Origin of the sequence: Acidisphaera sp. S103 (assembly GCF_009765975.1) — a bacterium.
Classification (GTDB): domain Bacteria; phylum Pseudomonadota; class Alphaproteobacteria; order Acetobacterales; family Acetobacteraceae; genus Rhodopila.
The window spans coordinates 338,496-349,283 of the sequence record NZ_LMUJ01000064.1; the positions used below are offsets into that span (position 1 = coordinate 338,496).

The following is a 10,788-nucleotide window of genomic DNA, read 5'->3' on the forward strand; positions in this document are numbered from 1 at the left end:
CAGCGTCCCCCACGCCACCCAGTGGCGGCGCGGCCCCGGCGCCGCAGCCGGGTTAAGGGTTCAGGGATGGCGGCTTTCGGGCCGCCATTTCTTTTTGTGCAACCTGCATATACTGCCGCAATGCCTCGATCAGCCGCCCGATCGGCTCATCCCACTGCCCGGCGCAGGGCTGCCGGAACAGGCGCATCGTCGGATACCACGGACTGTCCTCCCGCCGTGTCATCCACCGCCAATCGGCCGGTTCATAGATCAGCGTCCAGGTCGGGACGCCCATCGCGCCGGCCAGATGGGCCACTGCGCTATCCACCGACACGATCAGGTCCAGGTTGGCGATCACGGCAGCCGTCTCACTGAAGTCGGTTAGATCGGCGGAAAAATCCTGCAAACCCAGTTCGGCGAATACGTCACGGTCGGTGTCCGGCACCGGCTTCTGCAACGACACCAATTGGACGCCTTGTATGGCCGCCAGTTCGCGCAACGCGGCCAGAGGGATTGATCGCCGCCAGTCAGCCGTGTTCTCGATATTGCCCGCCCAAACCAAGCCCACCCGCACGCCGTTATCACCAATCCGCCTAACCAGCTCCCCGCGCCAGTACGCGCGGCGGACCGGTGACGCGGTCAGGTACGGAATCGGTGTCGGGATCGTCGACACTTCGGTCCCGAACACATACGGCAGGCTGGCCAGCCAGCAGAACGCGGCATGGTCGCCCGCCCGTTTCAGGTCCGTGATGCAAGCCCGCACGCCCGGAATCCGGGACAGCAACTGTATCTGCGGCGGCCGGCAGATCACGACGACCTCCCCAACCCGTGCCGCCGCCATCGGGATGTACCTGGCAAACTGGAACGAATCGCCAAAACCCTGGTCCGTGGAAATCACCAGTCGCCGGCCCGGCAACGGCATGCCGTTCCAATACGGCCGAATTGGCTTCGGCAGCGCCTTGATGAAAATCTTCGAGCGAAACCGCCACTCATACTCCGCCCATCCGGCCCGGAAATTCCCCGACGCCAGCAGCGCGTGCGCGAGCGACAGATGGGACTCCGGATGTTCGGGGTCACACGCCAGTGCATCCAGGATCGTCCCATACCCCTGGTCGTATTCCCCGCGATCGAAATAAATCTGCGCCAGCCCGTTGCGGAACTGAGCGCTGGCCGGGTCTAGCCGCACGGCCTCCCAAGCTTCGGCCAGGGATTCGTCGAGGCGGAAATCGTAGCGCAAGACGTTGCGCAACTCGAAATGCCATTGCGGAACATCCGAACGCTTGGCGATGGCTTCCCGCAGCAGCGACTCGGCCTCCGCCAACCGGCGCATTCTGGCCACGATGAACCCCAGCAGGGCAGTGGCCTCAGGCAAACCCGGCGCCTCCTGCAGAACGGCCCGGCAGGCCGTTTCCGCCTCACCAGGCTTGCCCTGGTTGATCATGCGTTCGGCTTCCTGCAACCGTGGCAGGAACGGATCGGCCGATGCCAAAGATGCCCCCTGTTGACGCCCCGCGCATGTTGCGGCAACGAGGCCCCGTGTTCTACCGACAGAAACATCTTCTGGCGATCGAAGGGCTGGAACCGCCCGCGATCAGCCAATTGCTCGACCTCTCCGAGAGCTACGTGCTGCTCAACCGGTCCGGCAAAACCCAGCGCGACCTGCTGCGTGGGCGGACGCTGATCAATTTGTTCTTCGAGGACAGCACCCGCACCCGCACCAGCTTCGAGTTGGCCGGCAAGCGCCTCGGGGCCGACGTGATCAACATGTCGGTGTCCACGTCCTCGGTGAACAAGGGCGAGACCCTGATCGACACCGCGGCCACGCTAAACGCCATGCACTGCGATCTGCTGGTCGTGCGCCACGACCAGTCCGGCGCGCCGAACCTGCTGTCCCGCATCGTCGACGCCGCGGTGATCAACGCCGGCGACGGCACGCACGAGCACCCGACGCAGGCCCTGCTGGACGCCCTGACCATTAAGCGGCGCAAGGGACGCATCGCCGGCCTGATCGTGGCGATCTGCGGCGACGTCGCACATTCCCGGGTTGCTCGTTCCAACATTCATCTGCTGACGACGATGGGCTGTCAGGTCCGCGTCATCGGGCCGCCCACCCTGATCCCGGCCGAGGTCGCCGATCTGGGGGTGACCGTGTTCCACGACATGGCACGCGGCCTGGCCGGCGCCGACGTGGTGATGATGCTGCGGCTGCAACGGGAACGGATGTCGCGCGGCCAGATCCCCAGCGCTCGGGAGTATTTCCGCTTCTACGGCCTGGACGCGGAGAAGCTGACGCAGGCCAAGTCCGACGCCATCGTCATGCATCCCGGCCCGATGAACCGCGGGGTGGAGATCGACAGTGAAGTCGCCGACGATCCGTTGCGCAGCGTGATCAAGGAACAGGTCGAGATGGGGGTCGCCGTCCGCATGGCGGTGCTGGACATGCTATCGCGAGGCCATCGCCGGAATGAATCCTGATACGCTGTTTTCCGGGGTACGCATCGTGGGCACCGGGGTCGATGTCCTCGGCGATCTGCTGGTGCACGACGGCCTGATCGCGGATTTTGGCCCATCGCTGGGACGCCCGGACGGCGCCACCGTCATCGAGGCCGACGGCGCGATCCTCTGCCCCGGCCTGGTCGACATGCGAGCCGCCCTGGGCGAACCCGGCTTCGAGTATCGGGAGACGATCGCCTCCGCCGCCGTCGCCGCGGCCGCCGGCGGCATCACCACCCTGGCCGCCCTGCCCGACACCCAGCCCGCGATCGACGATCCAGCTCTGGTGCAGCTTCTGCGGACCAAGGGCGACGAGACCGGCAGCCTGACCATCCTGCCCTACGGCGCCGTCACCCGCGGTTGTCGCGGCGAAGAACTGGCCGAAATCGGTCTTTTGCGGGAAGCCGGCGCCGTTGCCTTCACCGACGGGTCCCGCACGATCGGCCCCGCTAGGCTCATGCGGCTGGCGCTGTCCTATGCCCACGGCTTCGGCGCACGCATCGTGCAGCATCCGGAAGAACCGTCACTCGCCACCGGCGGCGCCGCGACGGAAAGCGAGCAGGCCACCCGCCTGGGCTTGCCCGGCATACCGGCCGCCGCCGAGGCAATCATCGTCGCGCGCGACATCAGGCTCGCCGAATTGACCGGCGGCGCCGTTCATTTCGCGCATGTTTCGACTGGCGAGGCGCTGGCACTGATCCGTTCGGCGAAGGCAGCCGGATTGACGGTCACTTGCGACACCGCCCCACCTTATTTCGACTTGAATGAGACCTCGATCGGCGATTTCCGGACTTACGCGAAACTGTCGCCGCCATTGCGCAAGGAACATGACCGGAAAGCCGTGATCGCGGCGCTGGCCGATGGCACGATCGACGCGATCGCATCCGATCACCAGCCTCGCGATGCCGACGACAAGCGCCTGCCGTTCGCGTTGGCGTCCGCCGGCGGGTCAGGTCTGGCGACACTGCTCGCGATCACGCTGGCCCATGTCCACAATGGGTCGCTTCCGCTTCCCTCCGCCATCGACCTGTTAACCGCTCGGCCTGCCTCACTTCTGGGTATCCAGACCGGACGGATCGCCAAGGGCGCGGTCGCCGATCTGTGCCTGTTCGATCCCGATCGGATCTGGAAGGTTGAATCCGGAAAGCTTCCCGGCAAGGCGCAGAATACGCCCTTCGACGGCCGAGCGCTGGAAGGTGTCGTGCTGGGGACGTGGAAGCGCGGCAAGCGGGTTTTTGGCTGAACGCTTCTATTCGCTTCGGGAGAAGCCCCCATGTCGCGCTTCATCACGGCGGCTTGCCTGATCGCCAGCCTTGGTGGCTGCGCTGCGCAAACCAACCTGTCATGCGGCCCGGCATCGCCCATGGCGATTTTCACTTTGTACCTGGGAGAATCAATACCAGGCCGTGACGATCTGACGGACCAGGAATGGCGGGCATTTCTTGACACTATCGTTACCGACAATTTGCCGAACGGTTACACCGTGTTCGATGCGAACGGCGGGTGGATGAATCCAATCACCCACGCAACCGTCCAGGAGCATACCAAGGTGCTGCTGGTGGCACTGCCCGAGATGCCCGACAGCCTGGCCGCGATTAATCGCATCCGCACTGCCTATCAGACCCGTTACCGGCAGCAACTTGTCGGCATGACGGTCGAGCACGCCTGCGGGGTATTCTGATCGTCTAGAGCATGATCGCGCTGGGCGGGACATCCAGAGCGCGTGAATCATGCGATCAAACAAAGAGTTAGAGCGTTTTCTCCCTGCACAGTAAGGGTGAAAACGCTTTAGTGTCCTGCCCCAGAAGTTCGTCGCATTCTGCGACGGATTTCTGGGATCGGCAGGCCACTGAAAACAAAGAGCTAATGTCCCGAATCTGAAGTTCGCCCGCTGTGGCGAACTTCAGATTCGGGACATTAGCCGGACAAAGCCCGCTTTACCGATCCCGCCGGTTGCATGGCGCGGCGAACCCGAAAGGAAGACAGCCTCAACAAAAAAGGGGCGCCCGAAGGCGCCCCCATTTCCGAACATCACGTAAGACAAGCCTACTTGATGATGATTTCGACGCGCCGGTTCTGCGGCTCGCGAACGCCCGGGCCGGTCGGGACCAGCAGATGGGTCTCGCCGAAGCCCTGGATGGAGATGGCGCTCTTGGGCACGCCGTCCTTGACCAATTCCGCGGCAACCGACTGGGCACGCCGGATGGACAGGCCCTGGTTGTATTGCGGGGTGCCCGACGTATCGGTGTAACCGTTCACCTCAAGCCGTGTGTACTGAACCTTGGTCGAGTTCGCCGCTGCTTCCGCGACGATCTGACGCGCACGGGTCGTCAGGTCGGCCTTGTCCCAGTCGAAGAACACGAGGTAGGACCGCGAGACCGGAGACGCCGGGACCGCTGCCGGGGCAGGGGCCACCGGGGCCGGAGCCGGCGCACCGAAAGCATAACGGAACCCGACCATGAAGATGTTGTTGTAGTTGTTGTCGAGCTTGTATCGCGCGGCCCCACCATTCAGGGTAGCGCTATAGTTGCGGTCGCCGGTCATGCCAACAAACCGGTAGTCAACGGTCAACGCCAAGCCAGGCGCACCGGAAATCGGAATAGCCGCGCCGATGATGCCCTGATAGGCGAAGCTGCCTTCAGTATCGTTGGCGGCCGAGGATGCGAAAGCGGGCGTGTCGATATGCAGGCTGGCCTCTTTCGCCCACAGATAACCAACGCCGGCGCCGACGTAGGGCTGAACATACGGGGATAGGCCAACGAAATCATACAGCACGTTGGCGAAGCCGCCGAACTTCTGTTCCTGGCCACCACCGGTCGCCCCGCCGGACACGCCATTGAAGCTGTTGTAGGTGTACAGACCTTCAATTTCCGCCCGCAGGCCATTTCCCAGGCCATAACCCACGCTGAGGTCAAACGCCGGCCCAACCGTGGACTTGAAGTGGCCGCTGCCCCCCGCGCCGGACACTGAATTGATCTTTACGTTCTCATTCAGCATCAGGTTCGCGCCAGCGCCGCCAGCAATATACCAGCCGCCAATTGGCTGGGCCTTCGCTGCAATCGGCAGCGCCAGGATCGTGGCAGCCACCAAAGCATTGCGGAACTTCATATAACTTCTCCTCAGTTTTTAACCGGCGCGAAAACGGGATAGCATGAAGCAACTGCCGGCCTGCTCTTTCGCTGTTATTACCATAGCGATCTACTTTGGCTATAGCGAGGGGGGCAACATCGATACAGACACACTGTTGCGGCAAAGCCACAGAAAATCCGGCACGAAATACAGCCAAAAAATTGACAGTGGCGGAAGAGAGCAGGAGTCGAACCTACCCGGGACCGCTCGGCAGCCCCAACCGGGTTTGAAGTCCGGCCGACCCACCGGGGCCGCTTCTCCTCCGTCGGCCAGTATCGCCTTCTCAACAGAGTTGGGCAATGAACGCCGTCTCGTCGCCTGTTTCCAGACACCGGCAGTCCAATATCAGACGCCCGCGCGCGATCCGTCCGATCACCGGACGTGGCAGGTCCCGTAGGAATTTAGCGAGTTCTTCCAATGCCTTGCCGCCGATTGCCACTGCCGTTGAGGGCAGCAGATCGACCGGCAACGCCCCCGATCCGATCTGGCTGCGGCACGCTTCGATGGCGACATCCCGGTCCGGCCAGCGCATCGCGATCGCCGCGCCGATCCGCTTCGCCGTCGCGCGAATATCGGACTCCGGCCGGGTCAGAAGACGCAATGCCGGCACCCGGTCGGCAAGCCGATCGGGGTCGAGATACATCCGGAACACAACTTCGAGTGCGGCGAGGCGGCCCTTGTCGAGACGCAGCGCCCGCTTCAACGGGTTGCAGTTGATCGCTGAAATCACACGTTTGTTACCGACGATCAGGCCGGCCTGCGGACCACCCAAAAGTTTGTCGCCCGAAAAGGTGACCACATCGGCACCGGCGGCCAGCGACTCCCGCGGCGTCGGTTCATGCGGCAACCCAAATCGTTCGAGATCGACCAGACTGCCGCTGCCCAGATCCTCGATCAGCGGAATGCCGGCGTCGCGCGCGATCCCGCTCAGGGTCGCGGCGGGGACGGAAGTGGTGAACCCGACAATGGCGTAATTCGCCTGATGCACTCGCATCAGCGCGCCCGTTTGTGGGCCGATCGCCCCGGCATAATCCCGCGCATGGGTGCGGTTGGTCGTCCCGATTTCCTTCAGAATGGCGCCCGAACGGCCCATGATGTCGGGCACCCGGAACGCGCCCCCAATCTCGATCAGTTCCCCGCGTGAGACTGGCACTTCCTTTCCCAAAGCCAATGTATTGAGCACCAGCATTACCGCGGCGGCATTGTTGTTGACAGTCGTTGCCGCTTCGGCACCAGTCAATTCACACAACAGGCCGCTGATGTGGTCGTCTCGTTCGCCCCGCCGGCCCGTCGCCAGGTCGAACTCCAGGTTGGTGGCATTACGCAGCGCCTCGGCCGCCGCCTCCGCCGCCTCCGGCGGCAACGGCGACCGGCCGAGATTCGTGTGCAGCACCGTCCCCGTCATGTTGAAGACCGGCCGTTGGGATCGCGCGAACCGCCGAACCAGATGATCCGCTGCTTCGTCGATGATCGCCGCGGCCGGATCGCCGAACGTGTGTGCGGCCCGCCGGGTCGCCAGGATATCGCGCAGGGTCGCGGTGACCGCGGTCCGGCCGAAGCGGGTCAGCAGGACCTCGGTTTCGGCGGCGCGCAGCAGGGAATCGACCGACGGAAGCGGGCTGATATGTTCGACCATGATGGATTCATCGTAGGCTGGCGGTCCCAGGGAGCATAGCGAACCATGGACATTCCTCGGCTGACCACCCAGCGGCTGGTCCTGCGCGGCCTGCGGGCCAGCGACTGGGATGACTACGCCGCGATGAACGCCGATCCCCTTGTGCGCCAGTGGCTGAGCGGCACTCTGCTGAGCCGCCAGCAGGCATGGGAACAGATGGAAACCTTCCTGGGCCAATGGGCCTTGCGCGGTTACGGCATTTTCGCAGTGGAATCGGAAGGGCGCTTCGCCGGCCGCGTCGGCCTGCTCCATTTTGCCGACTGGCCGGAACCCGAACTGTCATGGACCCTGGCTTCGCCCTTCTGGGGTCGAGGCCTCGCGACCGAAGCGACCGCCGAGGTCCGGCGCTGGGCGTTCGCGACTCTCCGCCGTGACAGGTTTGTCAGCTATATCCGGCCCGAGAACATTCGGTCGCAAAGGGTCGCTGCGAAGCTAGGTGCCGTGCGTGACGGACAGATCGCGTTGCGCGGCTTCGTATCGGATGTGTGGCTGCATCCCTCGCCGGGTCACGGCGTCATCGTCTGACCTGATCTGGGTGGCACCGACTTTACCAATGCCACCCCGCGAACGATCGGATCAGGAATGCTGCCGGCGCAGGAAGGCCGGAATCTCAATGCCCGTTTCATCGCCTGCCGAGGTCTGGCGCACCGAAACATGGGGTGTTTGACCCTGATGGTCGGCAACTTCCGGTTCCCGGCGCATTGTCGGCTGCTGAACCGGCACGCCCGTCTGCATCGCCCGTCGCCGAAATGCACCCGTCATCGCATTGAACAGGCTCGGTCGCGCGGGTTCGGGAGCAACCGGCGGGATCTGCGACGGCATTGCCGTTGGACGCGACGCGGCGAACAGATTGGCCTTTTCGGTCAGTTGCGCGACCGGGAGCGGCGCCTGCGGCTGCTGGACCGGCCGCGGTTGGGACACAGGCTGCGGCGCCTGCGCTTCCATCATCATCGCCGTATTACCCATGGTCTCCGGTTGCGGCGACACTTGCCGCAGGGGGGACGACACTGGCGCCTGGACCACACCAGGCATGAAAGTCGGCGCGGCGACAGCGCCCGGGGCCGTATTGCGAACGACGATCGGTTGCGGCGCGGGCGCCGCTCCACCACCGCCGACCGCGACCAGCTTCGGCTTCGACAGTTCGGCGAGTTTGTGCGACTCGATGCCTGTCGCAACCACTGAAACCCGGATCCGGCCAGCCAGAGACTCGTCGACCGCCGATCCAAAGATCACGTTGGCCTCTTCATCCACTTCTTCGCGGATGCGGTTCGCCGCCTGATCGACTTCGAACAGAGTCAGGTCCTCGCCGCCAGTGATGTTGATCAGCAGGCCGCGCGCGCCGGCCATGCTGGTGTCTTCCAGCAGCGGGTTGTTGATTGCTGCTTCGGCCGCCCTGATCGCGCGGTTCTCGCCTTCGGCCTCGCCCGTGCCCATCATGGCCTTGCCCATCTCCGCCATCACCGTGCGGATATCGGCGAAATCCAGGTTCACCAGCCCGTGCACCATCATCAGGTCGGTGACGCCACGCACACCCATATATAAGACCTGGTCGGCCATCTTGAACGCATCGCGCCACGTCGTGCGTTCGTTAGCCATACGGAACAGGTTCTGGTTCGGGATCACGATCAGCGTATCGACGTATTGCTGCAGTTCCTCGATGCCCTGATCGGCGCAGCGCCCGCGCCGCACACCCTCGAAACCAAACGGTTTGGTAACTACCCCGACGGTCAGGATGTTTCGCTCACGCGCCATGCGGGCGATCACCGGAGCGGCGCCGGTGCCCGTGCCACCGCCCATGCCGGCGGTGATGAAACACATATGGGCGCCATCGAGATGTCTATACAGCTCGTCAGCCGCCTCTTCCGCCGCGGCCTTGCCGATCTCGGGTTTCGCGCCAGCACCCAGCCCCTGCGTGATGTGCGGCCCAAGCTGGATCCGTCGATCGGCTCGACTGTGCATCAACTGCTGGGCGTCGGTGTTCGCGACCACGAACTCGACCCCCTGCAGATTGGCGGCGATCATGTTATCGACCGCGTTGGTGCCCCCGCCGCCGACTCCGATGACAGTGATGCGCGGTGAAAAATCGGTATGGTTCATCTGCGGGATCGTCAGGTTGAGGGTCATTTTGTTCTCTCCCCCGAGTTCACGGGAACGGCTGGTTGTACTTGTTACGACGAAACGCTCGATTCGCGCCGGGCTCAGACACGTTCTTTCAAAAAATTGACGAATCGGCGGAACATGCCGACGGCGGGTTCCCCATCCAGGTTGATGTCCTGGAAACCCCTGCCGTCGCCGGCTGCCCACGACAGCAGCCCGGCCGCGGTGGAAAAGGCGGGACCCGAAGCGAGTTCCGGCAAGCCGCGCAACGCCGCCGGACGGCCGAGGCGCACCTGGCGGCCCAACATGCGCGCCGCCATTTCGCGGACACCAGGCAATTGGCAGGCGCCACCGGTCAGCACCACCCGATTGCCCGCCGCCCGTCCCATGCCCGACGAATCGAGACGGTCCTTGATATATTCAAAGGTTTCCTCGATGCGCGGACGGATGATGTTCACCACCATGCTGCGCGGCACTTTCGCCAGCTGATGGTCTTCCTCACCCATCAGCGGCACCGGCAGCATTTCACGGTCGTCGTCCGGGCTGGATTCGACATTGCCATACAGCGTCTTCAACCGTTCCGCATGGATCAGCGTCGTCGACAGGCCGATCGCCAGATCCTTAGTGACATGCAAGCCACCGATTGGAAGATGTGCGGTGTGCATCATCTGCTTCTCGGCATAGACCGCCATGCTGGTCGTGCCGCCGCCCATATCGATGATCGTCGCGCCGAGTTCCCGTTCTTCCAGTACCAGACTGGATAATCCAGCTGCCAACGGCGCCGAGACCAGGTCCTCGATTTCCAGGTCGCACCGGCTGATGCAGGATTCCATCGTCCGCAGCGCGGTCGCCGCGGCATCGATCACATGCAAACGCGCATTCAGGGTGGTACAGAACAGACCGCGCGGATCGATCACATGGTCGGTCGCGTCGACCGCGAAATTCAACGGCAGGACATGGATCGGTTCACGCCCATCCACCTCCGCCCTGTTTCGTCCTTCATTCAGCACGCCGCGGATGTCGTTTTCCGTCACCGCCCGCCCGCCGACCGGCCATTGCACGTTGAACAGCCGCGATTCCGGCTGGCCGCAGGTCAGGTTGACGGTGACGGAGCGCAGCCGCGTATCGGCCATGTCCTCGGCCTGACCCACGCAGGCGCGGATTGCTCTTTCCGCCGCCTCCAGATCGGTGATGTCGCCGCTGTTCAGGCCCCTGCCCTTCTGCCAGCCAAAGCCAAGGACACGCAGCGAGCCGTCGCTTTCTGTCCGGCCGATCAGGCAGGCGACCTTGGTCGTGCCGATATCGACGATACCGAACGGGCCGGATCGATGATGCCTGGGCGGATCGATCTCCGGCGGACCGGTTTCCGCGGGGGGAAGCACACGACGAGGATTGTCTGCCATCCGTTCGTGCTC

At 63.9% G+C, this 10,788-nt stretch carries 9 protein-coding genes and 1 tRNA gene; 4 read left to right on the top strand and 6 right to left on the bottom strand.

Features of this window, described 5'->3' with window-relative positions:
* Positions 1-52: 52 nt before the first annotated feature.
* Positions 53-1,468, bottom strand: a complete 1,416-nt coding sequence (locus GSQ89_RS23540; RefSeq protein ID WP_158929809.1) for a tetratricopeptide repeat protein — start codon at positions 1,466-1,468, stop codon at positions 53-55.
* A gap of 2 nt (positions 1,469-1,470) precedes the next feature.
* On the opposite strand from GSQ89_RS23540, the gene GSQ89_RS23545 reads away from it, so the two are divergent.
* Genes GSQ89_RS23545 through GSQ89_RS23555 form a run of 3 tightly spaced genes read left to right on the top strand, consistent with a single transcriptional unit; the run spans position 1,471 to position 4,153 of the window.
* Positions 1,471-2,454 (top strand): aspartate carbamoyltransferase catalytic subunit, encoded by a 984-nt coding sequence (locus GSQ89_RS23545; RefSeq protein ID WP_254073336.1) that lies wholly within the window; start codon positions 1,471-1,473, stop codon positions 2,452-2,454.
* Positions 2,444-3,715, top strand: coding sequence for a dihydroorotase family protein (locus GSQ89_RS23550; protein ID WP_158929811.1), 1,272 nt, complete (start codon positions 2,444-2,446; stop codon positions 3,713-3,715). Before GSQ89_RS23545 ends, GSQ89_RS23550 begins: the two co-directional genes overlap by 11 nt.
* A 30-nt stretch (positions 3,716-3,745) precedes the next feature.
* A complete protein-coding gene (locus GSQ89_RS23555; RefSeq protein WP_158929813.1) occupies positions 3,746-4,153 on the top strand; it encodes a DUF3574 domain-containing protein in 408 nt (135 codons plus the stop codon).
* A gap of 365 nt (positions 4,154-4,518) precedes the next feature.
* Here GSQ89_RS23555 and GSQ89_RS23560 read toward each other — a convergent pair whose 3' ends face one another.
* From GSQ89_RS23560 to selA, 3 genes are all read right to left on the bottom strand, one after another.
* Positions 4,519-5,580 carry an OmpA family protein gene (locus GSQ89_RS23560; RefSeq protein WP_158929815.1) on the bottom strand — a complete coding sequence of 354 codons (1,062 nt, stop codon included), beginning with the start codon at positions 5,578-5,580 and terminating at the stop codon, positions 4,519-4,521.
* 189 nt (positions 5,581-5,769) lie between these two features.
* Positions 5,770-5,865, bottom strand: a tRNA-Sec gene (locus tag GSQ89_RS23565).
* Between the two features lie 19 nt (positions 5,866-5,884).
* A complete protein-coding gene (selA, locus tag GSQ89_RS23570; protein ID WP_158929817.1) occupies positions 5,885-7,237 on the bottom strand; it encodes an L-seryl-tRNA(Sec) selenium transferase in 1,353 nt (450 codons plus the stop codon).
* Positions 7,238-7,282: 45 nt separating this feature from the next.
* Between selA and GSQ89_RS23575 the strand changes: the two genes are divergently transcribed.
* Complete coding sequence (locus GSQ89_RS23575) at positions 7,283-7,801, top strand: GNAT family N-acetyltransferase (RefSeq protein WP_158929819.1); 519 nt, start codon at positions 7,283-7,285, stop codon at positions 7,799-7,801.
* A 51-nt stretch (positions 7,802-7,852) separates the two neighbouring features.
* Here GSQ89_RS23575 and ftsZ read toward each other — a convergent pair whose 3' ends face one another.
* Together ftsZ and ftsA are read right to left on the bottom strand one after the other, a co-directional pair.
* Positions 7,853-9,400: a cell division protein FtsZ gene (ftsZ, locus tag GSQ89_RS23580; RefSeq protein WP_158929956.1), complete on the bottom strand. Its 1,548-nt coding sequence runs from the start codon at positions 9,398-9,400 to the stop codon at positions 7,853-7,855.
* A 74-nt stretch (positions 9,401-9,474) separates the two neighbouring features.
* Positions 9,475-10,776, bottom strand: a complete 1,302-nt coding sequence (gene ftsA / locus GSQ89_RS23585; RefSeq protein ID WP_158929821.1) for a cell division protein FtsA — start codon at positions 10,774-10,776, stop codon at positions 9,475-9,477.
* Between the last annotated feature and the right edge of the window lie 12 nt (positions 10,777-10,788).